The organism is Pseudoduganella rivuli, assembly GCF_009674485.1.
In the GTDB taxonomy this organism is placed as follows: domain Bacteria; phylum Pseudomonadota; class Gammaproteobacteria; order Burkholderiales; family Burkholderiaceae_D; genus Rugamonas; species Rugamonas rivuli_B.
The window spans coordinates 38,398-63,321 of the sequence record NZ_WKJJ01000014.1 but is presented as its reverse complement, the minus strand read 5'-3'; the positions used below and the strand labels follow the sequence as shown (position 1 = coordinate 63,321).

Genomic DNA, 24,924 nt, shown 5'->3' with positions numbered 1-24,924 from the left:
CCCCACTGGCGTTGGACTTCTGGCAATATTCCCGCTGTCATAACAATAATGAGGGACGGTATGCGCAAGGCGGGACTGGGAACGTGGATGAAACGCGTCGTCGTGGGATTGGCAGTGCTGGTGGCGCTCGTGGCGCTGGCAGTCTGGTTCTTCCTGCGCGGCAGCCTGGCGCAGCTGGACGGGCGCCGCACCGTGCCGGGCTTGTCGGCCGACGTGACGATCGCGCGCGACGGCCAGGGCGTGCCCACCATCACGGGCGCCAGCCGCCTCGATGTCGCTTACGCCACGGGTTTCGTCCATGCGCAGGACCGCTATTTCCAGATGGATTTGCTGCGCCGTTCCGCGGCCGGCGAATTGTCCGAATTGTTTGGTCCCAAAGCGCTGCCGCTGGACAAGGAGCATCGCTTGCACCGCTTCCGCGCCCGCGCCCAGCGCATGGTCGACACCATGCCGGCCGCCGAACGCGCGCTGCTGGACCGCTACGTGGCCGGCGTCAATGACGGCTTGAACAACCTGGGCGCCCGTCCCTTCGAATACGGCCTCGTCGGCATGTCACCCCGCCCGTGGAGCGCCGCCGATTCACTGCTGGTGGGCTGGGCCATGTTCTTCGACTTGCAGGGTGCGCAGGAAGCACGCGAACTGGCGCGCGGCTGGGTCAAGGACAACACGACGCCGGAACAACTGGCCGTGCTGTTGCCGGAAGCGACCAAATGGGATGCGCCGCTCGATGCGGCCGATATCCCGGCCGCGAACGCGCCATTCCCCGCCCAGGCGCCGGCCTGGTGGGGCAAGGCCGGTGCGGTGGAATCGAAACGGCTGGGACTGAACCGACCTGCCGCCAGCCTGGCGCAGGCGGGGACAGGAGAACTGTATGGCATGGCCCAGGCCGGTGGCGCCGACGTTACCGGCATGGTCGGCAGCAATAACTGGGCCGTGGCGGGCAGCCGCAGCAACGATGGCGGCGCCATCGTGTCCGACGACATGCACCTGGGATTCCAGTTGCCGCACATCTGGTACCGCGCGGTGCTGATGGTGCCGCACCAGGGCGAGTCGCGCCGCATCGTCGGCGTCACGTTGCCGGGCACGCCGATGGTCATCGTGGGCAGCAATGGCCACGTGGCATGGGGCTTTACCAACAGCTACGGCGACTACCTCGACCTGGTGGCTTTGGCAACCGATGCGTCCCGCCCGGGGCAAGTGAGGACGCCGGCCGGCTGGGAAAAACCGGTGGTCTACGATGAACCCATTCTCGTCAAGGGTGCGGCGGCCGAACCGTTCAAGGTCACAGAAACGTCGCTGGGCCCGGTGCGCGACATCGGCGCCGGCGACAACCAGCGCCGCTACGCGCTGCACTGGGTGGCGCACGTGCCGGGCGCCGTGAATTTCAACGGCATGCGGCTGGAAAGCGCCAATACGCTGGACGAGGCGCTGGCCATCGCCACCAGCATGGGGATTCCCGCGCAAAACTTCGTGGCCGGCGACAGCAAGGGCAACATCGGCTGGACCATTGCCGGCGCGCTGCCGAAACGCGCGCAGCCCGGCATTGCCGCCACCTTCCCGTTGACGGCGGACAGCGCGGCATCCGGCTGGAACGGCTTGCTGGCGCCTGGGGCCTATCCGCAGGTGCGCAACCCGGCCGGCGGCCAGCTCAGTACCGCCAACAGCCGCCAGCTGCTGGGTGCGGGCGCCGACCTGATTGGCGACGGCGGCTTCGACCTGGGCGCCCGTACGCGCCACGTGCGCGACAGTGTGGCGGCGCTGGGAGCGAAGACGGACGAGAAGGGTGTCTACAGCGTGGCGCTGGACGACCGCGCGATTTTCATGGGCACGTGGCGCGAGCGCGCGCTGGCGCTGCTCGACGAGCAAGCCATTGCCGGCAACCCGAAACGCCAGGAAGCCCGCGCGCTGCTGGAAAAAAGCTGGTCCGGACGGGCCAGCGTGGATTCGGTCGGCTACCGCATTGCCCGCACGTATATGTGGTCGCTGTACGAAACCCTGTATGGCGGTGCGAATACGGAACTGGCCAGGCTGAACGAAAAATCCGACATGATGGCGGCGTCGACCCGCTGGCCTGCCGTCATCGCGCGCGTGCTCGATGAACAGCCGGCCGGCTGGCTGCCGGCGCAATACGCCAGCTGGAAAGAGTTGCAGCTGGCCGCATTGGACCGTGCCGTGGCGGAGTTGACGAAAGACGGCAAAAAGCTGGCCGATGCCACGTGGGGCGCGCGCAACCGCCAAATCATCATGCATCCGATTGCCAATGCCGTGCCCGCGCTGCGCGGTTGGCTGTCGGCGCCGGCCGACCCGATGCCCGGCGATTCCAACATGCCGCGCGTCGCCGGGCCGAAATTCGGCCAGTCCGAGCGCATGGTGGTGAGCCCGGGCCATGAAGAGCGGGGCATCTTCAATATGCCGGGCGGGCAGAGCGGCCATCCGCTGTCGCCTTACTTCCTGGCCGGCCACGGCGACTGGGTCAGCGGCAAGGCCACGCCATTGTTGCCGGGTGACACCAAACATATGCTCACATTTGTGAAATAGCGGTGCATAATGACGAAATCATAAGATTGCCGGAGGAGGGACCGTCATGATTAATGATTTCGCCAGCGCGTCGAAAGCCTGCATGGAATTCCTGCACGCGCGCCTTGGATTCCAGCTGTGGATGGTGACGCGGACCGAAGGGGACGACTGGATCGTCCTGTCGGCCGATGACCATGGCTACGGCGTCAAGCCGGGCCAGGTGTTCCGCTGGAGCGATTCGTTCTGTTCGCGCATGGTGAAGGGAGAGGGGCCGAACCTGGCGCCGGATAGCCGCCTGGTGGAAGCCTACGCCGCGGCGCCCATCGGGCAGCAGGTCGAGATCGGCGCTTACGTCGGCTTGCCGCTGCTGCGCGCCGACGGTTCGCTGTTCGGCACCCTGTGCGCCCTCGATCCCCGCCCGCAACCTGCCGATATCGTCAATGAACAGCCGATGCTGGAATTGATGGTGGAACTGCTGGGCAGCCTGCTGAATGCCGAACTGGCCGCAGCCGATGCGCGCCGCCGCGCGGAACGCGCCGAACTGGAAGCCACCCGCGACGAGTTGACGGGCCTGTACAACCGGCGCGGCTGGAGCATGCTGCTGTCGCGCGAAGAGGAGCGCTGTGCACGCTACGGCCATCCGGCCTGCGTGGTGTCGATCGACCTCGATGAACTGAAACTCACCAACGATACGCAGGGTCATGGCGCGGGCGACGCGCTGCTGGTGCGCGCCGCGCAGGTACTGACGTCGGTGACGCGCGGCTCGGACGTGATCGCGCGGCTGGGCGGCGACGAATTCGCCATGCTGCTGGTGGAGTGCGATTACTACGATGCGCAAGTGCTGTTGCAGCGCCTGCAGGCCAAGTTTGCCCTGCACGACGTGAAGGCGTCGACCGGGATGGCGATGCGCAAGCCCGGCTACGATTTGCATGAAGCGTTCGCGCTGGCCGATGCGGAAATGTACCGGTCCAAGCGCTCGCGAAAATTGTTGAATTGATCCGTAGGGCGGCTTTTACAAAGCCGCCATGCCGGCAGAACCCCAGCCTTCAAAAGCGTCACGCGGCGGCGGCGGAGACGGGTGTGGCACGTAATCGCTTGGCATATTCCAAGCCAAACAACGGCCGTAACACCCCCACGCGCCGCACCACTTCAAAGATCCCGAAGCTGGCCGACAGCGTCAGCACCACCAGCATGAATCCTTCCAGCGCCGGCGCATGGTTGGCCGGTTTCAGCATCTGCGAAAACACCACAATCAAGGTCTGGTGCAGGATATACACGGGGAACACGGCTTGCGTCAGGTAGCGCCGCTTGGCGCTGTCGAATTGCAGGTGGCGGTGGCCGAAACCGCACACGGCCAGGATCGCGCTCCACTGCACCAGTGCATACAGCACGCGCTGCGCATCGCGCCACAGGCCAATCTGCTCCGGCTGCATGTGGTCGGTGATGGCGTAATACGACACCAGGATCGCCCAGCCGGCCAGCGCGGTGCCCAGCGCGGCAAAGCGGATGTCGTCCACCCGCTGCCAGAAGGCCGCATTGAAGGCCACCAGGGCGCCCAGCAGGAAGATGGGAACGTAAGTTGCATGGTTATGCCAGTCCACCACCAGGTTATGCGTATGCGGGTAGCGGGTCAGCAGCGCCAGGCGGCCGATGGCCAGCACGGCGACCGGCAACAGCACCAGTTTCCAGCCCGACAGCGCATTGGCTACCACCGTGCCCAGTTGTTGCCAGCGCGCGCGGCCCAGCACCGCCACCAGCGCGGCCAGCAGCAGGCAATACACCCACAGGTAGGGCAGGAACCACAGGTGGTTCCAGGTCGGCAGATCCAGGCAATCCGTGCCCCTGCAAAAACCGTGGTAAGCCTGCACGTACAGTTTCATGAAGTCCAGGTAGCTGCCCTGATAGGCGACTTTTTCCACCACTTCGAAATACGGCTGCGGCGGCACGATGACGAACATGCCGAACAGCAGCGGCACCAGCAGGCGGAAGCTGCGCTGGCGTACGAACGCGCCGGCGCCGGCCTTGTTGAGCAGGAAGGCGGCCGCCACGCCGGAAACCAGGAACAGCAAACTCATACGCCAGGGCGACGACAGCATCATCAGCGCTTCGATGGTATCGCTGGCATGGGGACTTTTCACGTGCCAGTCCCACGTCACGTAATACATGCCGGTGTGGTACAGCACCAGCAGGAAAAAGGCGGCGATGCGTATCCAGTCGAGGAAATACAGGCGTTGCTGCGATGGGTTCATGGCGGGTTCCGGTCGGGTTGCAATAAAACCAGCATACCGGGCCGGGGAAGCCATCGCGAGGCAAATGGGGCGAAGCGGGGGCGCGGCGGGGCGAACCGGAACGCAGGGCGATGCGATCAGGCCCTCGCGGCCAGCGCCGCCATGACGGCAGTACGGTGCTGCCGGCTCAACGGCGCCTTGCCACCGCTTGCCAGCAGCAATTCCCCATCCCCCTTGTCGTCGACGGCTACCTTGACTACCGCCGCCACGCGCACGGCGGCGCGGCGGTGGCAGCGGATAAAAGCGGGGCCCAGGCTGTCCAGCAATGCGGACAGGGTTTGCCGCAGCAACGGGCTGCCGGCGGAGGTATGCAGCGCCACGTAGTTGTCGGCGGTCTCCAGCCAGTCGATGTCGTCGGCCTTGACGATGCGCGTGACGCCCCGTTCCGTCACCAGCAATTGCCGTACCGGCTGGCCCGCCAGTGGCGGTGCGGCCGCATCGCTGGCGCGGCGCGCGGCCAGCCGTTCGCGCACACGCTGCACGGCGCGCTGCAAGCGTTCGGTATCGTAGGGTTTCAACAGGTAATCGACGGCGCAGGCGTCAAAGGCGCGCACCGCGTATTCGTCATACGCGGTGACAAACACCACCAGCGGCGCGGGGGCGGGCAGTGACGCCGCCACGTCGAACCCGTTCACTTCCGGCATCTGGATATCGAGGAACAGCACGTCGGGCGCGAAGGTGGCCGCCAGTTGCAGCGCTTCCACGCCGTCGCGCGCTTCGTCGATGGCGGCGATGTCCGCTTCGCGCGCCAGCAGGCGGCGCAGCTTGTCCCGGGCCGGGCGTTCGTCGTCGACGATCAGCACGCGCATGGCAGCCGCATTTCCGCCCGCACACCGGCAGGCTCCAGTTGCAGCAACTTCAGGCTGGCCGCCTCGCCGTGCAGGGCCGCCAGCCGCGCACGCAGGTTGCGCAGTCCGACGCCGCTGCAGGATGCCGTCGTATCAGCCAGCCGCCCGCAATCGTCTTCAATGCGCAGCACGAGTTCATTGCCGTCGCGCAGCGCCGCGACCGTGATGCGCACCGGCTGGCGGCGGCGCTCCACCGTGTGCTTGAAGACGTTTTCCAGCAACGGCTGCATGCTCATCGGCGGCACCAGGCACGCCAGCACGGCGTCATCGATGTGCCACGCCACTTGCACGCGGTCGGCAAAGCGCTCGCTCATCAGTTGCTCGTAGCCCCGTAACAGCTTCAATTCTTCCGCCAGCGGCGCCTGCTGGCGGTCGCCGTGGTCGAGCGAGGCGCGCAGCATGTCGGACAGCCGGACCAGCAGGGTGTCGGCGCGGTCGGCATCCGTATGGATCAGCGACGAAATCGTGTTGAGGGCGTTGAACAGGAAATGCGGCTGCATTTGCTGCGTCAGTTGCTGCAATTGCGCCTGGCGCAGCAAGGTGGCGGCCTGTTCGGCGCGCACTTTTTCTTCCATCAGCGCGCGGTACGACAGCAAGCCGAACTGGATGACGACAAAGATGCCGAAGAACACGCTGATCTTGATGTCTTCGTACAGGAAGGTTTCCGGCCAGCCGCTGTGCGTGTACGTGTCGCCCATCAGCGCATAGACGCCGTGGCGGATGGAAAACGCCATCGGCACGAAGGCCGCCCAGTACACGGGTGCCCACAGCAACTGGCGGCCGAACCAGCGCAGCGGCTGGCCCAATAAGTGGTCGTAGCGGCGGGTGGCGCGGCGCTGTAACAACAGCAAGGTGGTGGCCGTGATGGCCGACGAACCTTCCCACAGCACGGGTTTCCACAAGCCGGACTCGCCGTCGCGCAGCATGTCGAACACCGCCGTGACGATCATCAGCGCCCAGAACAGCAGCCAGGCGGCGATCACGGCAAGGAACGCGCGGCGGCTGGTCATGGCGTCAGCGGAAGCGGGCTTCGGACAGATCGACTTCGCGCACCAGCTTGCGGGAAATCTCGTCCGAGATGTGGCCGTGGCGGGCCAGGTTGTAGATGGCCTTGCGCTCGGCCGCCAGCGCCGCCATGCGCAAATCCTTTTCCGCGTTGTCCATCTTGCGGAAGCGGCGACCCTCGTCGTGTTCCGCGTGCTCGACCAGCCGGTGCCTGTACAGCGCAATCACGCGGCCGGCCGCCTGCGGATACAGGTCGGGTTCGGTGCTGGTGGACATCAGGTCGATCTGCGCCCGCTCGATGGCGGCAATGGCGGCATTGGCCGCCACTTCGCGGGCCCGGTCTTCTTCCTGCTGTTCGTGCGGCTCGTCCGGAAATTCCATGCCGTGCAGCAGGCGGGGCAGGCCGATGCTGGCGGCCACCAATGAAATCAAAATCACGGCGCTGGCCAGGAAAATGGTCAAGTCGCGGGCGGGAAATTCCCGGCCGTCAGGCAGCAACAATGGCAAGGTCATGACGCCGGCCAGCGTGATGGCGCCGCGCACGCCGGCCAGCGACATCGCCAGCAGCAAACGCCAGTGGGGCCGCTCCATTTCCTCGCCCATGCGGCTTTTCTTGTACAGGGTCAGGCGCAGGGTCGCCCACACCCAGATGAAGCGCAGCGCCATCAGGCCGAAACTGATGGCGAACGCATACAGCACCAGCCACCACGAATTCACGTGTCCCACGTCTTCCAGCGACGCGCGCGCGCCTTTCAGGATATGGGGCAGTTGCTCGCCCAGCAGCACGAACATCACGCCGTTCAGCGAAAATTGCACGGTATCCCAGACGGCGGAGCGCTGGATGCGGGTGGCCGCGTGGGCATGGCCGCTCAGTTCAACGTAGCTCATGGCGATGCCGGCCGCCACGGCGGCCAGGATGCCCGACGCGTGCACGTGTTCGGCCGCCAGGTACGCGCCGAACGGCATCAGCAGGTTGACGAGGATGGGCGAGCCGGGCGGTTCGCCGAAATGGCTGGTCAGCCAGCGCTGTATCCACGTGATGCCGGCCGTGACGGTCACGCCCATGGAAATCCCGCCCACCACCAGCCACACGAAGCTCAAGGTCGCGGAGGCCAGCGAAAATGCGCCCGTGGTGGCGGCCAGCACGGCAAAGCGGAAGCACACCAGGCCGCTGGCGTCGTTCAGCAGCGATTCGCCTTCGAGGATGTGCATCAGCCGCTTGGGGATGGGCGTGCGCGCGGCAATGGCGGACACGGCGATCGGGTCGGTGGGCGACACGATGGCGGCCAGCGCAAACGCGACCGGCATCGGCATGGCGGGGATCAAGAGGTGGATCAGCAGGCCGGCGCCAATGACAGTGAAGATGACCAGGCCCAGCGCCAGCTCCAGGATCACGGTCTTGTCGCGCAACAGGCCGGTCTTGGGGATGCGCCAGCCATCGAGGAACAGCAGGGGCGGCAAGAACAGCAGGAAAAAGAATTCCGGATCGAGCGCGATACCGTGGGTGGAAAAGGCGGCAATCCAAAAACCCAGGCCGATCTGCACCAGCGGCAGCGGGACGCCCACCGGCAGCAGCCGCACCAGGTACGCGCTGGCGACCACGGCCAGCAACATGGCCAGGACTGTTTCTATTGCATCCATTCTGTGTCGTGCTGGAAAAAGAAGCTTGCATTATAAAGGCAGCAAGCTTGCCTCGCCGCCAAACCCCAGCGGGGATATGCCGCACTGACTTTCATTTTGCTCTGGTAATTTTTTTCCGGCGCTGGCATAATGCGGCCTCCCAAGCGGGAGTAGCTCAGTTGGTAGAGCGCAACCTTGCCAAGGTTGAGGTCGAGAGTTCGAGACTCTTCTCCCGCTCCAGAATTTCATAAAAGGCAGCCTTCGTGGCTGCCTTTTTGCTTTTCCGTCACGCCGGTGTTGTGCGCGCGCTTCTCATCCATGGTGCAAAGGGGGGAAATGTTCCGTTACACAAGGCAATCTCGTTATACTGGAGCCCTGCCGCTATCAGTACTTGAGAGCCCCGACGGAGAAATCACACATGAATTCAGTTCAACAAGAAATTGACGAACGCAGTAACTTAACCAATTCCAACAAGTTTGAACTGCTGCTGTTTCGCCTGGGCTGCGACGCCAATGGCGATCATTCGGAGCTGTATGGCATCAACGTCTTCAAGATCCGCGAAATCGTCGCCATGCCGGAAGTGACGGCGGTGGCGGGTTCGTCGCCCCACATGCTGGGCGTCGTCAACCTGCGCGGCCAGATTATCTCCGTGATGGACTTGCCGGCGATTGTCGGCGTGAAGCCGAAGACGGGCCTGAACATCATGCTGGTGACGGAATTTGCCCGCACCACGCAAGCGTTTGCCGTGGAATCCGTCGATGAAATCGTGCGCCTCGACTGGGGCCAGGTGCTGTCCGCCGAAGGCAGCACGGCCGGCGGCATGGTAACGTCGATTGCCCGCCTCGATGGCGATGTCAACAACACCCGCCTGGCGCAGGTGCTGGACGTGGAAACCATCTTGCGCAAGATGATCCCGACCGAAGGCAAGGACGTCGATCCGGACACCATCGGTCCGAAACTGTTGCTGAAGCCGGGCACCATCATCCTGGCCGCCGACGATTCCGTGGTGGCGCGCAGCCTGATCGAACAGGGCTTGAACGCGATGGGCGCGCCATATGCGATGACCAAGTCCGGCAAGGAAGCGTGGGACAAGCTCAATCACATTGCCGATGGCTGCAAGGCCGAGGGCATCGGCATCGACGAGCGCGTCGCGCTGATCCTGACCGACCTGGAAATGCCGGAAATGGATGGCTTCACGCTGACCCGCCTGGTCAAGCAGGATGCGCGGTTCTCCAAGATTCCCGTGGTGATCCACTCGTCGCTGTCCGGCAAGACCAACGAAGACCACGTGCGCGGCGTGGGCGCGGACGCGTATGTCGCGAAATTCGTGGCGGAAGACCTGGCGGAAACCATCCGCAAAGTGCTGAACAAATAAAGAGCTTTCTTCTGCGATGAAAGGCGGTCAGGCGCGAGCCTGCCGCCTTTTTGCTTTTTATGCATGATTTTTCGCGCCGGGCTATCATGGTCCCGCTTGTCCAACCCTGATACCACCCTGATAGGAGATGACGATGGCTGCGAAAAAAATCCTGCTGCTGACCGGCGACTTTGCCGAGGATTACGAGACGATGGTGCCGTTCCAGGCGCTGCTGATGGTGGGCCATACCGTACACGCCGTGTGCCCGGGCAAGAAGAGCGGCGACAAGGTCAAGACCGCGATCCACGATTTCGAAGGCGACCAGACCTATACGGAAAAGCCGGGCCACCAGTTCGCGCTGAACGCGGATTTCGACCAGGTGGCTGTCACCGCCTATGACGCGCTGGTGGTGGCGGGCGGCCGCGCACCGGAATACCTGCGCCTGAACGAGAAAGTCATCGCCCTGGTGCGTGGCTTTGCGCAGGCGGGCAAACCGATCGCCGCCATTTGCCACGGCGCGCAATTGCTGGCGGCGGCCGATGTCATCCGTGGCAAGAAAATTTCCGCCTATCCCGCCTGCGCGCCGGAAGTCAAAATGGCCGGCGCGGAATATGCGGATATCCCCATCGACGGCGCCGTCACGGACGGCCAGTTCGTCACGGCGCCCGCATGGCCCGCGCACCCGCAATGGCTGGCCCAGCTGCTGCAAAAGCTGGGCACGGAAATCAAGCTGTAATTACGTTTCGAACGCGAGGTTTTGCGCGTGAAAACGTAAATGGTCTTCCATGTAAGTTGAAATGAAATAGTAGCCGTGGTCATAGCCCGCATGCCGCCGCAATTGCAGCGGCTGCGCGGCCGTGCGGCACGCTTCCTCGAACGCTTCCGGGTGCAATTGTTCGGCAAGGAATTTGTCGCCCAATCCCTGGTCGATCAGGATCCCGTGCGGGAACGGCGTCTGCCGCGACGCCATCAGCGCGCTGGCGTCATGCTGCAGCCATGCGCTTTCGTCGGTGCCCAGGTAACCCGTGAACGCCTTGCGCCCCCATGGGCAGCGCGCGGGCGCGGCAATCGGCGCGAAGGCGGAGACGGAACGGAACAAGTCCGGCCGCTTCAGCGCGATGGTCAGCGCGCCGTGGCCCCCCATCGAGTGGCCGAAGATGCCGACGCGCGCATCGTCGACCGGCAGTTCGCGCGCCACCAGTTCGCGCAATTCCAGGATATGGCTGTACATGCGGTAGTGCGTGCTCCACGGCGCCTGCACCGCATCGACATAAAAGCCCGCGCCCACGCCGAAGTCCCACGCATCGGCTTCGCCCGGCACGCCCGCGCCACGGGGGCTGGTATCGGGCGCCACCAGGATCACGCCCAGTTCCGCCGCGATGCGCTGCGCGCCCGCCTTGATGGCGAAGGTCTCTTCCGTGCACGTGAGGCCGGCCAGGTAAAACAGCGCCGGCAGGCGCGCGCCGTCCGCGTGCGGCGGGATGTACGCGGCAAAGCGCATGGGCAGGCCGATGGCCGTGCTGGCGGTCTGGTAAAAGCGCTGGACACCGCCAAAACACGCGTGTTCGCTGAGCAGCTGAAGCATGGGATTCCCTTTACGTTGAATGCAGGTTGGGATGGAATTCGCAGCGATTGTACAAGCGAAGCGGACCGGATGGCATGCCAACGGTGCGACACGATTGCCTTCGATCACCTACAGTTCAGTCAGATTTTTTTGCAAGGAGGGAACATGCCAGATATCCTGGTCTTGTCCGCCGAGCTTGCATGGCCGTTTGCAATTGCGCTGGCCTGGCTGGCTGGCGAAATCATTCACCGCTGGATCAATGTGCCCCGCATCAGTGTCTACGGCCTGGTCGGTTTCGCGGCCGCACAAGCTTTCCCGGACCTGTACGTCAGCGACAGTTCCAGCCCCGTCACATTGCTGGCCAATGTGGCGTTCGGCTTGATCCTGTTCGAGTTCGGCTACCGCATCAACCTGCACTGGCTGCGCATCAATCCGTGGATCACCTTGACCGCCGTGGCGGAATCGGCCGCCACGTTTGCCGTGGTCTATGCCTTCAGCCACGCGGCAGGCATGCCGCCGCTGACCTGTGCACTGCTGGCGTCGCTGGCCATGTCGACGTCGCCGGCCGGCGTGCTGCGCGTGATTAACGAACAAAACAGTTCGGGCCAGGTCACGGAGCGGGTGCTGCACATGGTCGCCATCAATTGCGTGCTGGCCGTGTTCGTGTTCAAGGTGGTGGTGGGCGTCTGGGTGTTCCGCACGTCGGGCAGCCTGGCGCAAGCCATTTCGCACAGCGCGATCGAATTGCTGGCGTCGGCCGTGATGGGCGCCGTGTTCGGCGTGATGGTGCCGGCCGTGCTGCGCCAGCTGGGGCAGGTGGGCCGCGAAGGGTCGGTGGCGTTCGCGCTGGCCGTGGTATCGCTGGTGGCGATTGCCCATGCGGCGAATCTGTCGCCGGTACTGGGCACGTTGACGTTCGGCCTGATGGCGCGCCACCGCCGCGTGGTGATTACCCGCACCGAGCGCAACTTCGGCGCCATCGGCGAATTGCTTGCCGTGCTGCTGTTCGTGTTCGCCGTCACGACCCTGGACTGGGACCGCGTGGTATCGGGCGCCGCGCTGGCCGCCGTGCTGGTGCTGGCCCGCTTCATCGTCAAGATCGGCGCCGTGGCGGTGTTCTCGCACCCGGGCGGCGTCTCGTGGCGCAAGGGGGCTTTGACCGGCGTGGCGATGGCGCCGATGTCCGTGTTCGTGATCCTGCTGCTGGAGCAGACCAAGTACATGGGCATCGTGCTGGTCGACGAGCTGGCGGCGCTGGCCGCGATGACACTGTTCATGGAAGTGCTGGGTCCGGTCATCACGCAATACGCGCTGGTGTGGGCGAAAGAAGCGTCCAGCAAGGACCATTGAGAAGGAGGGCACCATGCCATTGGAACCATTCAGTCTGTCCAATCCGCTGACCATGGGCGTCGAGCTGGAGTTGCAATTGATCAGTAATTCGGACTTCGACTTGTCGGCGTCCAGCCCGGACTTGCTGCACCTGCTGGCGCGCAAGCCATTCCCCGGCAACGTGACGCCGGAAATCACGGAAAGCATGATTGAAATTAACACCGACGTGCACACGAATTTCACGGAACTGGTGGCGCAACTGCGCCTGATCCGCGATACGCTGGTGCAGGCCTGTGAACACTTGAATATCGGCATTTGCGGCGGCGGCACGCACCCGTTCCAGCGCTGGTCGGAGCGGCGGATTTTCAGTAAGCCGCGATTCCGCGAAGTATCCGAACTGTATGGCTACCTGGCCAAGCAATTCACGATTTTCGGCCAGCACGTGCACATCGGTTGCGGCAATGGCGACGATGCGTTGTTCCTGCTGCATTCGCTGTCGCGCTACGTGCCGCATTTCATCGCGCTGTCGGCGTCGTCGCCGTTCGTGCAGGGCAATGACACGCTGTTCAATTCGGCCCGCCTGAATTCCGTGTTCGCGTTTCCGATGAGCGGTCGGGCGCCGTTCCTGCTGTCATGGGAAGAATTCGAACACAGTTATTTTTCCAAGATGGAGCACACGGGCGTCATCAAGAGCATGAAGGATTTTTACTGGGACATCCGGCCCAAGCCCGAATACGGCACCATTGAATTGCGCGTGTGCGATACACCGCTGACGGTCGAGCGCGCCGCCGCGCTGGCGTGCTACCTGCAGGCGCTGTGCCGCTACCTGCTGGAGCGCCATGAACCGATGCCGGCCGAAGACGATTACCTGGTCTATAACTACAACCGCTTCCAGGCTTGCCGCTTCGGCCTCGATGGCGCCATCGTGCATCCGAAGACGTATGAAAACCTGTCGCTGCGGGAGGATATCCTGACCACCTTGCGCAAGATGGCGCCCCATGCGGAAGCGCTGGGCGGCATGGCGGGGCTGGACCATCTGACGGCCGTCACGCACATGGGCAGCGATGCGCACTACCTGCGTGACCAGTACACCGCCAGCGGCAGCGTGGAAGGCGTGGTCGACGCGGCGATCCGGCGCTTCAAGGACTAGAACCGGCGGTCAGAACCGTGTTTCGCGGGCGACCCGCAGGAAATTGTCGAGGATCGCCGTGCAATCGAGCAGTTCCACGCCGCCCGCGCGGTGAAATTCCGGATGCCATTGCAAGCCCATGACAAACGGCGCCTTGGTATAGCGGATCGCTTCCACCATGTTGTCCGGCGAGGAGCGCGCTTCCACCACCATGTCGCGCCCCAGGTCCTTGACGGCCTGGTGGTGGATGGAATTGACCAGCGCCTGGCTGCCCTGGCTTTTCAGCATGCGCGCCAGCGACGACCCCTCGGGAAAGTGGATGACGTGGCGGTGGCGGTCGTAATCGTCGTGCACGTGCGCCATCGCGTCCGGCACGTCGGTGGCGATGTCCTGGTACAAGGTGCCGCCAAAGGCCACGTTGAGCAACTGGCATCCACGGCAAATGCCCAGCACCGGTTTGCCCGCCTGGATGAATTCGCGCAGCAATTCCAGTTCATAGCGGTCGCGCGCCGGATCGCCGCTCCATTCGGGACGGGTCGGCGTTTCCGCATAGCTTTGCGGCGACACATCCGCGCCCCCTTGCAGCACCAGCCCGTCCAGGTGTTCCGCATAATGGCTGAGGCGGATGTTCGACGGGTGGATCAAGCCTTCCGTGTTGACGGTGGGGATCATGAACACCAGCACGTCGCGCGTCATGACCCAGTGTGCGATGGATTCTTCCAGGTATTGCAAATTCTTGCTGCGCAGTCCCGTGGCGCCGGCTTCCGGGTGGAAAATACGGGCCGAAATACCGATGTGCAGCGGCCGTTGCATGACACGGCTGGCCAGCGACGCGGCAACGCGGCGGTAGCGCGCGGCGAGCACGCGGCCCCACAGGCTGAAGATGGTTTCACCGGGATCGAGATAACGGGGATTGCCGTGACGGTCGCGCTGGCGCCGGTCGGTGCGGCGTTTCTCTTCGTCGGTCATGCGTACTCCTGCAATGCTGCTGTGGCGATACCGAGCGTTTTAGCACAGCGGGCGCAATCCGGTCGCCCGCGTGACGGCGGGAAATTCAGGCCAGCCCGAAATATTGTTCGTGCAATTGCGCCAGGCACACGTCCGCCGCCCGCTGCGACAGCACGACTTTCCCGCTCTGCATCAGGTGCACGTGATCGGCGATGGCCACCGCCCGTTCCGTGTGCTGTTCCACCAGCACGATGGTCAAGCCTTCCTGCCGCAAATGCGCGAGGATGCCGAACAATTCGTCGACCACCACCGGCGCCAGCCCCAGCGACGGTTCGTCGACCAGCAGCACCTTCGGGTCGGCCATCAGCCCCCGCGCCAACACCAGCATTTGCGCTTCGCCGCCGGACAGCGAGCCGGCCAGCTGCCTGCGCCGCTCGCGCAATTTCGGGAACATCGCGTACGCCGCGTCCAGCCGGCGCAGCGCGTGGCGGCGCTGGTCCCGGGGAAACGCGCCGATCAGCAGGTTTTCTTCCACGCTCATCGCGTCGAACAGCATGCGGCCTTCGGGAATCAGCGCGATGCCCCGTTGCGCCAGCCGCCAGGTCGGCATGTGATCGAGCCGCTGCGCACCCAGCGCCACCGTGCCGGCGGTCAGCGGCAGCAAGCCCATGATGGCGCGCAGCAGCGTGGTTTTACCGGCGCCATTGGGGCCGATGATGGCGGTCAGTTCGCCCGGATTTGCCGTCAGCGACACGTCCCACAGCACATTGATGGCGCCATAGCCGGCGCGCACCTGGTTCACCTGCAGCGCGTCAGCCATGGGCTGCGCTCCCGTTTTCCGCCGTCCCGGTATAGCAGGCAATCACGGCGGGTTCGCGCAGCACCAGGTCCGGCGGGCCCTGTGCGATCAGCCGGCCGGAATCGAGCACGGCGATGCGGGGGCACAGGGTGCGGATCGCGGCGATATCGTGTTCGATGACGATGATGGCCACGCGGAAGTGCTGGTGCAAGCCTTGCAGCATCGTGATGAAGCGCAGCCGGCCCGCTGTTTCCAGCCCGGCCAGCACTTCATCGAGCAACAGCAGGCGGGGATGGGTGGCCAGCGCCTTGGCCACTTCCAGCGCTTTCAATTCGGCCAGCGCCAGGCTGGACGCCGCATCGGCGTCCGCCTTGTCCGCCAGTCCCGTCATGCGCAGGATCGCATCGAGGCGCGCCGCATCGGGTTCGCCGGCGCCATAGCGCTGCGCCACCACCAGGTTTTCCCGCACGCTCAAGCCGTGCAATGGTTGCGGCGCCTGGAACGTGCGGCCGATGCCGATGCGCGCGCGGCGGTGCATCGGCATGCGCGTGATGTCCTGTCCGTGCAGGCGCACCTTGCCGTCGGTCGCGCGCACCAGTCCGGAAATCGCGTTGAACAGCGTGGTCTTGCCGGCGCCGTTCGGCCCGATCAATCCCAGCACTTCGCCTTCGTGCACGGTCAGGGTCACGCCTTCGAGCGCGGCCAGGCCGCCGAAACACACGCGCAGGCGGTCCAGTTCAAGCATGGCCACCGCCTTTGCCCGCCGTACGCAATCGATGCAGCGCCGATACCGCCAGCGGCAGCATGCCGCCCGGGCTGGCCATGATCATCGCCACCAGCAGCACGCCCAGCAGGAACTGGTGGCCGACCGGCAGCCATTCCTTGAACAGCAACTGGTCCGCCAGCGACACCACCAGCGCGCCCGCCACCGGGCCGGCCAGGGTGCGGTAGCCGCCGAAGATGGCCGCCACGATCGGCAAGGTCACCCACATGGCGCCGAACGCGTAATCCGGTTCCAGAAAGCCGATGTAATGCACATTGAATGCGCCGACGGCGCCCGCCATGGCGGCGGACACCAGCAGCATCATGCCCTTCAGCAGCGTGCTGTTGACACCCAGTACGCGGGTGGCGTCTTCGCTGTGGTGCATGGCGCGCAGCGCCAGGCCCGCGTGGCTGGCGCGGATGGAACGGTAGGCCAGCGCAAAGGCCAGTACCAGCAGCGCCGCCAGCAGGCAGGCCGACGCTTTCGGTTGCAGTCCCGGGATCACGGGCAGCGGGGGAATGCCGGACAGGCCGGCGGCGCCGCGCGTGACGGACGTCCACTCGGTGGCGACGATGCGGAAGATATGCGCGTAGGCCAGAATGGCCAGCGCAAAGTACGGGCCGCGCAGCCGCAATGCCGGCAGCATGACCAGCGCGCTGGCTGCCGCGCCCAGCGCGCCCAGCACGATGCCCAGCGCCACCGGCACGCCCAGCTGCAACGTGCAAAGCGCCGACACATAGGCGCCCGCGCCGACAAAGGCGGCGTGGCCGAAGCTGACCATGCCGCCCAGGTTGCCCAGCAGCGCCCACGCCAGCGCCACGCCGCCCGTCATCAGCGCGGCAATGGTGATGCTCATGACATAGGGATTGCCGCCCCATGCCAGCAGCACAACCGCCAATGCGGCGAGGGTGGCCAGTACGCCGGCGCGGTTGCGCAGCCTCGTCATCCGCGCCTCAGCTTTGCGCCGAACAAGCCGTTCGGCATCACGAACAGCACCAGCAGGAACAAGACCATGCCGGTCAGTTCCTGCAACGCGGAACTGGCCAGGGTGACGGTCAGCGCTTCGCAGATGCCCAGCAGGACGGCCGCCGCCAGCACGCCGGGGATGGAACCCAGTCCCGCCAGCACGGTGATGATGAAAGCCTTGACGGTCAGCGCGCTGCCATACGCGGGCTGGATCACGCCGTAGCAATACAGCGCCACGCCGGCAAAGGCGGCCAGCGCGCCGGACAGCAAGAACGACAACAGTTCGGTGCGGCCCGGTGCGATCCCCATCAGCATGGCGGCGTCGCGGTTGGCCGCCACCGCGCGCAGCGCGCGGCCCTGCCAGCTGCGCGCCAGCCACCACCACAGGAGCGCCAGCAACACGACGCTGACGGCAAACGACAGCGCTTCGCTGTGCATGCTGTACAGCGGACCGAGCACCAGCGCATCCTGCAGCCACGGCGACGCCGCGCTGTGCACGTCCGCGCGCCACAGCAGCAGGAAGCCGTTGGCCAGCACCACGGCGAAGCCGAACGTCAACAGCAGCGAATTGATTTCACGGTCGGTGCGGATGCGCGACACGGTCCAGTGCATGCCCGCCGCCGCCACGCAGGTGGCGGGCAAGGCCAGCACGATCGCGGCCAGCGGATGCCAGCCCAGCGCGGATTCGGCCGTATAGGCCAGGTATGCCGCCATCAGCACCAGGTCGCCGTGCGCCAGGTTGATGACTTTCATGGCGCCGAACACCAGCGCCAGTCCCAGCGCGATCAGCGCATACGAGCCGCCTTGCAGCAAGCCGGAATACAGGGCCTGGAGCAGCAGTTCAATCATGGGTGCGCGGCCAGGCGTCCGTCACCATGGCACGCCGGGATAGACCTTGGTCCCGGTGGCGTACTGCTTCGGCCACACGATCACGACCTTCTTGTCCTGGTGCTGGCCCATGCGGTGCACGAAATGCGGGTTATCGCCGTTGGCGGCAAATTGCACGCGGCCGATCAGCGTGTCGCGGTCGGTCTTGCGCAATTCGTCGGCAATGCCGCCCTTGGCCAGGGTGCCCTTGTCGGCCGCGCGGGCAATGGCTTCGAACAGCAGCATGCCCTGCACATAGCCGAACTGGCCCAGGTAATCGGGTTCCTTGTGGTACAGGTGGCGATACGCTTCCGCAAACGCCTTGCCGTCGGCCGTGTCGAACGTGGCGGGGAAGGGCAGCAGCGCGGTGCCGTAGACGTGCGGCATCAGGTCGGGAAATTCCGCCGCCATTTTCGGCGTGGCCAGCGACCACACGCCCACCATGGCCTTGACCGGCGGCTTCAGCACGCGGGCGGCGCGCAGGATGCCGACGTAATCGTTTTCATAGCCGGCCATCAGGATCACGTCCGGCCTGTCCTGCAGGCGGATCTTGTTGATGATGGGCTTGAAATCCGTGATGGCGGGGTCGAACGAATGCAGGTCGGCGCGCACGCCGGACGCCGCCAGCGCTTTTTGCACGGACAAGGCGAGATCGGTGGTCGCATCCTTGGTCGAGTAAATGATGGAGACGGATTTTGCACCCATGTCGCCGATCAGGCCCAGCACGGCCCGTTCATACCCGGCCGTATTGTTGATGCGGAAAAAATTCTTGCGGCCGGCCGATACCAGGCTGTCGTCCACGCCGCCGGACGTCATGTACACCAGGTTCAGGCGGTTGGCCGCTTCCGCCGCCGGCGCGATATTGTTGGACCCGTAGCCGCCGGTGATGGCCACCACGCCCTGGCTGGCCAGTTTTTCCACCGCCGCGATGGCCTTGGCGGGCGTCGATTCGTCGTCCATGCTGACCAGGCGGATCTTGTGCTTGCTGTTGCTCTTGTTGAACACTTCCGCCGCCACATTGACGCCTTCGTGCATGCCGTTGCCGACGCGCGCCAGCGCCCCTGTCAGCGGCAATTCCGCGCCGACGAGGAATTCAGCGGCAAAGGCGGGGGAGGAGGCGAAGCTGCCGGCAGCCAGCAGCGCAGGGAGCAGGGTACGGCGCAGGGTACGGCGCAAGGTGCGGCGATTCGTCATGAGTTCCTTTTCTTAATTTTCCCGGCCCAGGTTGCAATTGATTTGGCGCACCAGCCGCACCAGCCGGGGGCCCAGGTCTTCTTCCAGGCGTTCGCGCGGCAGCAGGTAGGACGGGCCGCCGCAATTGAACGACATCGGCTGTTCGCCGCCGATGCCGGCCACCGGCACGCCGACCGCGTGCACGTCGCCCTGCCATTCGCCGGCCGACATGCAAAAGCCCCGCTCCTGGTAATCGCGCTGGGCCTGTTCGAAACCGGCCCGCACCAGCGGCCAGTTGTTGGGGTCGCGCTGGCGCACGTGGTCCATGATCTGGTCGCGTTCCGCCTCGGGCAACACGCACAGCAGCGCCTTGCCCATGGCCGTGGTGGCCAGCGGGATGCGGGCGCCCACGTCGAGGCGCAGGGTGATGTGCGAGCTGCTGCGGCAGGTTTCCACGTAGACCATGCTGAGGCGGTCGCGCGTGCCCAGCGACACGGTGGCCTGCGCATGTTCCGCCAGCTCCTGCATCAGGGGCCGGGCCATGGTGCGCATGTCCAGCGACGACAGCATGCGGTAACCCAGCGCCAGCACGCCGGCGCCCAGCTGGTATTTGCCGGTCGATTCGGAATAATGCAGGTAGCCGAGGCGGGTCAGCGTATAGGTGAGGCGGGAAATGGTGGGTTTGGGCATGCCGGTGCGGCGCGCCAGGTCGGCATTGCTGAGGGAAATGTCGGCCGGGCCGAAACAGCGCAACAATTCCAGCCCGCGCGCCAGCGCATTGACAAACTGGCGGTCCTTGCTGTCGTCTTCGTTTACGTGGACATCGTCCTGCATGGCGCGCCTCCCCGGAGTCGTCAAAAGCAAGTTTGACGATTTGCTTACTTTCTGTCAATGATCGGATGGGCCGTGTGTCGGCCCCGCACCATGCGGATGGCGTCGTCCTCGTCCACCTGGGGGAAGTCGCGGTAAAACTGCCCCACGGCATGAAAATCGGCCGGCGCATGCAGGCAGACCACGCGGTCGGCCAGTGGCGTAATCAAGTCCAGCGCTTCCTGCGATGCGACCGGGGCGGCGGCAATCAGCGCCAATGGCAGCGCCTTGCGCGTGGCGCGCAGCGCGGCGGCCATAGTGGCGCCCGTCGCCAGGCCATCGTCGACAATGATGACGGTGCGCCCCCGTGGATCGGGCAGCGGACGGCCCGCGCCAAAGATGTCGCGCCGCCCCCGCAACACCGCCAGCTGGCGCGCGCTTTCTTCGCGCACCCACGCGGAGTCCGGGTCGGTTCCCGCCGCCAGTTCCACGTGGCCTTGTTCATCGATGGCGCCGATCGCAAATTCGCCGTTGAAGGCGGCGCCCAGCTTGTGCACCAGCACCACGTCCAGGTCGCCTTGGAGCGCATCGGCAATCACAGCGCCGATCGGCACGGCGCCACGGGGAATGGCCAGCACCAGCGGATTGTGCAGGCGTAATGGCAACAGTTGTTCCGCCAATTGTCGAGCGGCATCGAGCCTGTCGTCAAAGAAAATGGGAGAAGAAAAATACATGGTGGCCTCCATGTGAGGACCGATGCCACCAGCATAGCGCAGCGGGTACCGTGCGTCAGGCTTTTATGTCGATCAGTGTGCCGACCCGTTCATTTTCGAACTGGATGACTTTGGCGTTCAGCGCGAAGCTTTGCTTGTAGACCAGCGAATTGGTGAGGTCGGTGGCCAGGTCTTCGCTGTTCAAGCCTTCGGGCCGGGCCAGGCCGCGGCCTTCGACCGACAGCGTGACGCCGCTGCCGGCCGGCTGCGCTTCGTGGAAGCTGGCTTGCTGCGGCTGGAAATTTTGCGTGCTGGTGTTGGCGATGTTGTGCGCCGACACGCCCAGCGCTTGCTGGTTCGCGTACAGGCCGGACAATCCCGCGGTCGTGCTCATGCTATTTCCTTGTGGTAATGCCCGCAGTTTACTATGGAATAGCGCCGTGTGAGCGTTATTGCCGCCATGGCTGTTGTATCTGGCGCTGTTGTCCTTGCTTCAACATTAATCGCTGCGCTACCCTTGATGGTCACAAAAGGAGGGGCAATGCCCGATGACTTGCACACCGATCCGTCGAAGCTGGGCGCGCTGCTGATGGCGACAGCGGGGCGTGACGCGCATGCGTTCCGTGCGCTGTATGACGCCACGTCGGCGAAACTGTTTGGCTATGCGCTGCGTATATTACGTAAGCGGGAGCTGGCGGAAGAAGCGTTGCAGGAAGGATTCGTGTCGATCTGGCACGGCGCCGCCGGCTATCACGGCCACCTGGCCGCCCCGATGACGTGGATGACGACCGTGGTGCGCAACAAGGCGCTCGATATCCTGCGCCGCAGCGTGGCGGCCGCCGATGGCGATGCCGTGCCTTTTGATGGCGATATCATGGATGCAATGCAGGATTCAACCTCCGGGCCGGACGGCCAGTTGCAACTGAGCAGCGATGCACAGGCGCTGGCGCGCTGCATGGCGCGGCTGGAAGGCTTGCACCGGCAAGCAGTGGGGCTGGCGTTCTTCCATGACCTGTCGCACGGCGAAGTGGCAAAACAGCTGGCGCTGCCGGTCGGCACCGTGAAAACGTGGATACGGCGCAGCCTGGAAAAACTCAAGGCTTGCCTGGCGCACGGAGGGTTGCGTTGAATATCCGGGACAATGCGCCGTTGCGCGACCGGCTGGCCGCCGAATATGTGCTGGGCACGCTGAAGGGCGGCGCGCGCCGCCGCTTCGAAGGGTGGCTGCGGCGCGACGCGGCGCTGCGCCGGATCGTGGATGAATGGCAGGGCCGCCTGGTGCCGATGGCGGAATTCGCCACGCCGGCCACGCCGCCGCCAGCCGTGTGGGCGGGCATCGAGCAACGCCTGCGGCTGGCGCCCGCGCCGGACGCGGACAACACGCTCTTGCCGGACTGGCTGGCCCGCATGGTCGATTCGCTGGCGTTCTGGCGCGGCCTGAGCCTGGCTTCCGGCGCGGTGGCGGCGATCCTGGCCGTCACGGTGGCGCTGCGCTCGCCGGTCGCTCCGGTCACCATGGTCGACCAGGTGGCCACGCTGTTGGACGACAAGGCGCAGGCGGCGCTGGTGGTGACGGCCGATACCGCGAAACGCACGATGGCGGTGCGGCTGCTGGCCGGTGCGCCCGTGGCGGACGACAAGACCTTGCAATTGTGGGCCATCACGAAGGCCGGCAAGCCCCGTTCGCTGGGCATCTTGCCGGACAACCGCAGCGCCGCGCTGGCGCTGACGGCCGCCGCCATCGGCGACGACGTCGCGCTGCTGGCTGTCAGCCTGGAACCAAAGGGCGGATCGCCGGACCCGAACGGCCCGACCGGGCCGGTGCTGTACAAGGGGACGTGGGTTAAAGTAATGTGACCGGCAGCCGGATATCGAAGGCGCGCTCGGTCAGCCACACGGCGGCCAGCAGCGCGATCGCCACCGACCCGCCATGCAGCGCGAGCCTGGTGTACCAGGGGCGGGTGCGCCAATACCAGGCAAGCGGCACGAACAGCGCAACGATGGCCAGCTGGCCCAGTTCCACGCCGAGGTTGAATCCGGCCAGCGCCAGTGCCCGTGCGCCGGGCGGCAAGCCCAGGTCCGCCAGCACGCCGGCAAAACCGAAGCCGTGCAACAGGCCGAACCCGCATGCCAGCGCCCAGCGCCGTCCGTGCACGATGGCGAATACGTTGTTGAGCGCGGCGGCGATGACGGACGCGGCGATGGCTGATTCCACCCAGCGCGACGGCGGCGACACGAAGCCCAGCGCGGCGGCGCTCAGGGTGACGGAGTGCGCGGCGGTAAACGCCGTGACGGTTTTCATCACGTCGGCCAGCGCGGGGCGCAGGCCCGGTATCGCTTGCCATCCGCGCGGGCCGCGCGCCAGCACGGCGGGCAACAGCAGCGACAGTAAAAATAAAATGTGATCGTAGCCGATCCAGATGTGCCAGGCGCCGTGCGCCACATAGGCGCCGAACTCGCGCCAGGGCGCCGGTGTGGCGAGTGCGATCGCCTGTTCCGGCTGGTCGGCGCCAAACAGGGCGGTGCGCACCGTGCCGCCATGTTCGAGGCGCAGCAAGCCTTTGTGCTGCGGGTCGATATCGGCGAAAGCACCATAGCGGATGTGCAGCGTGTGCAGCGGCGCCGTGCAGGCGGCGGTCAAGCGCAGCACCGTGTAGGCGCCGTCCGTGTGGTGGTCGATTTGCTGTTCATGCGTACTGGCGGTGATGGGGCAGGGCGCGCCGCTGCCGTCGGCCAGTCGCAGGCGCGCCAGCGCATAGGCCGCAATCGCGCCGTGGCGGGCGCGCAATTCCTCCCAGGTCAGCTGGCCGTCGCCATCGCCATCGAGGCCGATGGCATCGTCCAGGTCGCGCAGCGCGAGGTCCCACTGGCCGTCGATGCGGTTACCGTCCACGCGCAGCGCCAGGTAACTGTCGCTGGGTTTGTGGGCGGACGCGGGCAGGCTGGCGCAGCCCAGCACCAGCAGCACGGCCAGCATCAGCCGGCGCAGCCATGCGTGTGGGGTGCTCATGCCGGCCTCTTGAACTGATTGGATAATGCACGCAGCCGCTGGTCTTCCAGCCCGGTGCGCATTAACCATTGCTGCACCGTATCGGCGGCGCCGGCGTCGCGCGTGGCCAGCGCCGCTTCCAGCAGGATGCGCGTATCGGCCGCTTCCTTTTGTACCGCCCAGTTTTCCCGCGCCAGCGCCAGCGCGGTGGGTGCATCGCCCAGCAAGTGCAGCGTGTACATGGCTTGCTCGCGCTGGTGCACGCGGTCGCCCCGGCGCTGCGCCGCGTCGAAGCGGGCCGCCAGTTCCGCGATGTCGGCGCGCAGCCGCGGGTGGAGGGAGGGGCCAAGCTGTTGCAGCGCCAGCGCGCGCCGCAACAGCAGCGCGTCGGTGCGCGCGTGGGCGTCGACCAGCGCCAGCGCTTCGGCGGGGCGGCCGCGGGACAGCAGGAAATCGGCGCAGGCCGCCAGCAGGTAGGTGTCGGCGGGCGCGGTGGCCAGCGCGGCGCGGTAGCGTGCATCGGCCGCGTTGGCATCGCCGCGCCGCTCCGCCAGTTCCGCCCACGCCGTTTGCGCCCATGCCAGTTCGTCTGCTGTCACATCGCCGGCGCGCGCCAATGCCGTCCCCAGCAAGCGCTCGCTGGCGGCCACCTGTCCCGCCGGCCCGGCGCTGCCGGCCAGGCAAGCGGCCGTCGCCAGTTCGCCGGCCATCGTGGCCAGGTGGGCGCAACTGGCCGTGGCGGCGGCATGGCTGCCCGTGACGGCCAACACCGTGGCGCGCGTCAGCCACGCCTGGACATTGCCGGGATCGGCGCGCGTGATGGCGTCGAGGTCGGCCAGCGCTCCGCCGTAGCGGTGCGCGGTTTGCAGCAAGGTGGCGCGCAGCAGGCGGATCGCGGCCGGCGGCGCGGGTTCGTTCCACCACGGCGCCAGCGCCGCCTGCGCCTGGCCAAAGTGGCGGGGATCGGCCTGCGCGCGGCCCAGCACGATGTGCTGTTGCGCCAGTTGAGCCGCCAGCGCCGCGTTGCGCGGGTTGGCGGCCAGTTGCGCGCGCAGCGCCTGCAACGCCTGCCGCTGCGGGTCGGCGCGGCGCGGCAGTGTCGTGATGATGTCGCCGCCGTTGGCGGGTGTATAGGGCGCCGCGCCGGCGGGCAAGGCCGCACAGAGCAGCAGCAAACTCAGCAGCAATGTGATGGGCTTCATGATGGGCTTCCAGGCAAGGCGCGCGGCAATAGCGCCGCGC

At 65.7% G+C, this 24,924-nt stretch carries 24 protein-coding genes and 1 tRNA gene; 9 read left to right on the top strand and 16 right to left on the bottom strand.

The features are described 5' to 3' along the window. Nucleotides 1-87 precede the first annotated feature (87 nt). Together GJ700_RS21620 and GJ700_RS21615 are read left to right on the top strand one after the other, a co-directional pair. Nucleotides 88-2,538 (top strand): penicillin acylase family protein, encoded by a 2,451-nt coding sequence (locus GJ700_RS21620; RefSeq protein ID WP_229507158.1) that lies wholly within the window; start codon nucleotides 88-90, stop codon nucleotides 2,536-2,538. Nucleotides 2,539-2,584: 46 nt separating this feature from the next. Continuing rightward, complete coding sequence (locus GJ700_RS21615; RefSeq protein ID WP_154377763.1) at nucleotides 2,585-3,514, top strand: sensor domain-containing diguanylate cyclase; 930 nt, start codon at nucleotides 2,585-2,587, stop codon at nucleotides 3,512-3,514. 58 nt (nucleotides 3,515-3,572) lie between these two features. On the opposite strand, the gene GJ700_RS21610 is transcribed toward GJ700_RS21615, so the two are convergent. The 4 genes from GJ700_RS21610 to GJ700_RS21595 all read right to left on the bottom strand — a co-directional run bounded on the left by GJ700_RS21610 (nucleotide 3,573) and on the right by GJ700_RS21595 (nucleotide 8,299). After that, the gene (locus tag GJ700_RS21610; protein ID WP_154377761.1) at nucleotides 3,573-4,766 is read right to left on the bottom strand and encodes an acyltransferase family protein; all 1,194 of its coding nucleotides are present in this window, start codon (nucleotides 4,764-4,766) and stop codon (nucleotides 3,573-3,575) included. Between the two features lie 116 nt (nucleotides 4,767-4,882). Beyond that, on the bottom strand, nucleotides 4,883-5,614 hold the full coding sequence (locus tag GJ700_RS21605; RefSeq protein WP_154377759.1) for a LytR/AlgR family response regulator transcription factor: 732 nt from the start codon (nucleotides 5,612-5,614) through the stop codon (nucleotides 4,883-4,885). Further along, entirely contained in the window at nucleotides 5,602-6,663 is a 1,062-nt protein-coding gene (locus GJ700_RS21600) for a sensor histidine kinase (protein WP_154377757.1), read from the bottom strand. Before GJ700_RS21600 ends, GJ700_RS21605 begins: the two co-directional genes overlap by 13 nt. A 4-nt stretch (nucleotides 6,664-6,667) precedes the next feature. Further along, nucleotides 6,668-8,299, bottom strand: a complete 1,632-nt coding sequence (locus tag GJ700_RS21595) for a Na+/H+ antiporter (RefSeq protein ID WP_154377755.1) — start codon at nucleotides 8,297-8,299, stop codon at nucleotides 6,668-6,670. 143 nt (nucleotides 8,300-8,442) lie between these two features. Between GJ700_RS21595 and GJ700_RS21590 the strand changes: the two genes are divergently transcribed. The 3 genes from GJ700_RS21590 to GJ700_RS21580 all read left to right on the top strand — a co-directional run bounded on the left by GJ700_RS21590 (nucleotide 8,443) and on the right by GJ700_RS21580 (nucleotide 10,368). Further along, a tRNA-Gly gene (locus GJ700_RS21590) sits at nucleotides 8,443-8,518 on the top strand. Nucleotides 8,519-8,696: 178 nt separating this feature from the next. Beyond that, nucleotides 8,697-9,653: a chemotaxis protein gene (locus GJ700_RS21585; RefSeq protein ID WP_154377754.1), complete on the top strand. Its 957-nt coding sequence runs from the start codon at nucleotides 8,697-8,699 to the stop codon at nucleotides 9,651-9,653. A 133-nt stretch (nucleotides 9,654-9,786) separates the two neighbouring features. Then, nucleotides 9,787-10,368, top strand: a complete 582-nt coding sequence (locus GJ700_RS21580) for a DJ-1/PfpI family protein (protein ID WP_154377752.1) — start codon at nucleotides 9,787-9,789, stop codon at nucleotides 10,366-10,368. On the opposite strand, the gene fghA is transcribed toward GJ700_RS21580, so the two are convergent. Further along, on the bottom strand, nucleotides 10,369-11,217 hold the full coding sequence (fghA, locus tag GJ700_RS21575; protein WP_154377750.1) for an S-formylglutathione hydrolase: 849 nt from the start codon (nucleotides 11,215-11,217) through the stop codon (nucleotides 10,369-10,371). A 144-nt stretch (nucleotides 11,218-11,361) separates the two neighbouring features. Between fghA and GJ700_RS21570 the strand changes: the two genes are divergently transcribed. Further along, nucleotides 11,362-12,546: a cation:proton antiporter gene (locus GJ700_RS21570; protein ID WP_154377748.1), complete on the top strand. Its 1,185-nt coding sequence runs from the start codon at nucleotides 11,362-11,364 to the stop codon at nucleotides 12,544-12,546. A gap of 13 nt (nucleotides 12,547-12,559) precedes the next feature. Further along, entirely contained in the window at nucleotides 12,560-13,675 is a 1,116-nt protein-coding gene (locus GJ700_RS21565; RefSeq protein WP_154377746.1) for a YbdK family carboxylate-amine ligase, read from the top strand. 9 nt (nucleotides 13,676-13,684) lie between these two features. On the opposite strand, the gene GJ700_RS21560 is transcribed toward GJ700_RS21565, so the two are convergent. From GJ700_RS21560 to GJ700_RS21520, 9 genes are all read right to left on the bottom strand, one after another. Then, nucleotides 13,685-14,623 carry a gamma-glutamyl-gamma-aminobutyrate hydrolase family protein gene (locus GJ700_RS21560; RefSeq protein WP_154377744.1) on the bottom strand — a complete coding sequence of 313 codons (939 nt, stop codon included), beginning with the start codon at nucleotides 14,621-14,623 and terminating at the stop codon, nucleotides 13,685-13,687. A gap of 85 nt (nucleotides 14,624-14,708) precedes the next feature. Further along, on the bottom strand, nucleotides 14,709-15,422 hold the full coding sequence (locus tag GJ700_RS21555) for an ABC transporter ATP-binding protein (RefSeq protein WP_154377742.1): 714 nt from the start codon (nucleotides 15,420-15,422) through the stop codon (nucleotides 14,709-14,711). Further along, nucleotides 15,415-16,146, bottom strand: coding sequence for an ABC transporter ATP-binding protein (locus GJ700_RS21550; RefSeq protein WP_154377739.1), 732 nt, complete (start codon nucleotides 16,144-16,146; stop codon nucleotides 15,415-15,417). Before GJ700_RS21550 ends, GJ700_RS21555 begins: the two co-directional genes overlap by 8 nt. Continuing rightward, nucleotides 16,139-17,110 (bottom strand): branched-chain amino acid ABC transporter permease, encoded by a 972-nt coding sequence (locus GJ700_RS21545; RefSeq protein WP_154377737.1) that lies wholly within the window; start codon nucleotides 17,108-17,110, stop codon nucleotides 16,139-16,141. Before GJ700_RS21545 ends, GJ700_RS21550 begins: the two co-directional genes overlap by 8 nt. Beyond that, nucleotides 17,107-17,979: a branched-chain amino acid ABC transporter permease gene (locus GJ700_RS21540; protein WP_154377735.1), complete on the bottom strand. Its 873-nt coding sequence runs from the start codon at nucleotides 17,977-17,979 to the stop codon at nucleotides 17,107-17,109. Before GJ700_RS21540 ends, GJ700_RS21545 begins: the two co-directional genes overlap by 4 nt. 21 nt (nucleotides 17,980-18,000) lie before the next feature. After that, nucleotides 18,001-19,191, bottom strand: a complete 1,191-nt coding sequence (locus tag GJ700_RS21535; protein WP_154377733.1) for an ABC transporter substrate-binding protein — start codon at nucleotides 19,189-19,191, stop codon at nucleotides 18,001-18,003. A gap of 12 nt (nucleotides 19,192-19,203) precedes the next feature. Beyond that, a complete protein-coding gene (locus tag GJ700_RS21530) occupies nucleotides 19,204-20,004 on the bottom strand; it encodes an IclR family transcriptional regulator (RefSeq protein ID WP_154377731.1) in 801 nt (266 codons plus the stop codon). A gap of 44 nt (nucleotides 20,005-20,048) precedes the next feature. After that, nucleotides 20,049-20,714, bottom strand: a complete 666-nt coding sequence (locus GJ700_RS21525; RefSeq protein ID WP_154377729.1) for a phosphoribosyltransferase — start codon at nucleotides 20,712-20,714, stop codon at nucleotides 20,049-20,051. A 55-nt stretch (nucleotides 20,715-20,769) separates the two neighbouring features. Continuing rightward, nucleotides 20,770-21,087, bottom strand: a complete 318-nt coding sequence (locus GJ700_RS21520) for a hypothetical protein (RefSeq protein WP_154377727.1) — start codon at nucleotides 21,085-21,087, stop codon at nucleotides 20,770-20,772. A gap of 147 nt (nucleotides 21,088-21,234) precedes the next feature. On the opposite strand from GJ700_RS21520, the gene GJ700_RS21515 reads away from it, so the two are divergent. Both GJ700_RS21515 and GJ700_RS21510 read left to right on the top strand, forming a co-directional pair. Then, complete coding sequence (locus GJ700_RS21515; protein WP_154377725.1) at nucleotides 21,235-21,822, top strand: sigma-70 family RNA polymerase sigma factor; 588 nt, start codon at nucleotides 21,235-21,237, stop codon at nucleotides 21,820-21,822. After that, nucleotides 21,819-22,550 (top strand): anti-sigma factor, encoded by a 732-nt coding sequence (locus GJ700_RS21510; RefSeq protein ID WP_154377723.1) that lies wholly within the window; start codon nucleotides 21,819-21,821, stop codon nucleotides 22,548-22,550. The genes GJ700_RS21515 and GJ700_RS21510 overlap by 4 nt, the downstream gene beginning before the upstream one ends. Here the strand turns inward: GJ700_RS21510 and GJ700_RS21505 are convergent. Together GJ700_RS21505 and GJ700_RS21500 are read right to left on the bottom strand one after the other, a co-directional pair. After that, nucleotides 22,537-23,703, bottom strand: a complete 1,167-nt coding sequence (locus tag GJ700_RS21505) for a HupE/UreJ family protein (RefSeq protein WP_154377721.1) — start codon at nucleotides 23,701-23,703, stop codon at nucleotides 22,537-22,539. The genes GJ700_RS21510 and GJ700_RS21505 overlap by 14 nt on opposite strands. Then, complete coding sequence (locus GJ700_RS21500; RefSeq protein WP_154377719.1) at nucleotides 23,700-24,884, bottom strand: tetratricopeptide repeat protein; 1,185 nt, start codon at nucleotides 24,882-24,884, stop codon at nucleotides 23,700-23,702. The genes GJ700_RS21505 and GJ700_RS21500 overlap by 4 nt, the downstream gene beginning before the upstream one ends. Nucleotides 24,885-24,924: the final 40 nt, after the last annotated feature.

Bases quoted from the DNA above. Each gene is read 5' to 3' on its own strand.
- GJ700_RS21555 (WP_154377742.1), bottom strand. From the start codon at position 15,422: ATGGCTGACGCGCTGCAGGTGAACCAGGTGCGCGCCGGCTATGGCGCC.
- GJ700_RS21535 (WP_154377733.1), bottom strand. From the start codon at position 19,191: ATGACGAATCGCCGCACCTTGCGCCGTACCCTGCGCCGTACCCTGCTC.
- GJ700_RS21600 (WP_154377757.1), bottom strand. From the start codon at position 6,663: ATGACCAGCCGCCGCGCGTTCCTTGCCGTGATCGCCGCCTGGCTGCTG.
- GJ700_RS21540 (WP_154377735.1), bottom strand. From the start codon at position 17,979: ATGATTGAACTGCTGCTCCAGGCCCTGTATTCCGGCTTGCTGCAAGGC.
- GJ700_RS21515 (WP_154377725.1), top strand. From the start codon at position 21,235: ATGCCCGATGACTTGCACACCGATCCGTCGAAGCTGGGCGCGCTGCTG.
- GJ700_RS21595 (WP_154377755.1), bottom strand. From the start codon at position 8,299: ATGGATGCAATAGAAACAGTCCTGGCCATGTTGCTGGCCGTGGTCGCC.
- GJ700_RS21500 (WP_154377719.1), bottom strand. From the start codon at position 24,884: ATGAAGCCCATCACATTGCTGCTGAGTTTGCTGCTGCTCTGTGCGGCC.
- GJ700_RS21525 (WP_154377729.1), bottom strand. From the start codon at position 20,714: ATGTATTTTTCTTCTCCCATTTTCTTTGACGACAGGCTCGATGCCGCT.
- GJ700_RS21580 (WP_154377752.1), top strand. From the start codon at position 9,787: ATGGCTGCGAAAAAAATCCTGCTGCTGACCGGCGACTTTGCCGAGGAT.
- GJ700_RS21615 (WP_154377763.1), top strand. From the start codon at position 2,585: ATGATTAATGATTTCGCCAGCGCGTCGAAAGCCTGCATGGAATTCCTG.
- GJ700_RS21605 (WP_154377759.1), bottom strand. From the start codon at position 5,614: ATGCGCGTGCTGATCGTCGACGACGAACGCCCGGCCCGGGACAAGCTG.
- GJ700_RS21520 (WP_154377727.1), bottom strand. From the start codon at position 21,087: ATGAGCACGACCGCGGGATTGTCCGGCCTGTACGCGAACCAGCAAGCG.
- GJ700_RS21550 (WP_154377739.1), bottom strand. From the start codon at position 16,146: ATGCTTGAACTGGACCGCCTGCGCGTGTGTTTCGGCGGCCTGGCCGCG.
- GJ700_RS21620 (WP_229507158.1), top strand. From the start codon at position 88: ATGAAACGCGTCGTCGTGGGATTGGCAGTGCTGGTGGCGCTCGTGGCG.
- GJ700_RS21505 (WP_154377721.1), bottom strand. From the start codon at position 23,703: ATGAGCACCCCACACGCATGGCTGCGCCGGCTGATGCTGGCCGTGCTG.
- GJ700_RS21585 (WP_154377754.1), top strand. From the start codon at position 8,697: ATGAATTCAGTTCAACAAGAAATTGACGAACGCAGTAACTTAACCAAT.
- GJ700_RS21570 (WP_154377748.1), top strand. From the start codon at position 11,362: ATGCCAGATATCCTGGTCTTGTCCGCCGAGCTTGCATGGCCGTTTGCA.
- GJ700_RS21545 (WP_154377737.1), bottom strand. From the start codon at position 17,110: ATGACGAGGCTGCGCAACCGCGCCGGCGTACTGGCCACCCTCGCCGCA.
- GJ700_RS21530 (WP_154377731.1), bottom strand. From the start codon at position 20,004: ATGCAGGACGATGTCCACGTAAACGAAGACGACAGCAAGGACCGCCAG.
- fghA (WP_154377750.1), bottom strand. From the start codon at position 11,217: ATGCTTCAGCTGCTCAGCGAACACGCGTGTTTTGGCGGTGTCCAGCGC.
- GJ700_RS21610 (WP_154377761.1), bottom strand. From the start codon at position 4,766: ATGAACCCATCGCAGCAACGCCTGTATTTCCTCGACTGGATACGCATC.
- GJ700_RS21560 (WP_154377744.1), bottom strand. From the start codon at position 14,623: ATGACCGACGAAGAGAAACGCCGCACCGACCGGCGCCAGCGCGACCGT.
- GJ700_RS21565 (WP_154377746.1), top strand. From the start codon at position 12,560: ATGCCATTGGAACCATTCAGTCTGTCCAATCCGCTGACCATGGGCGTC.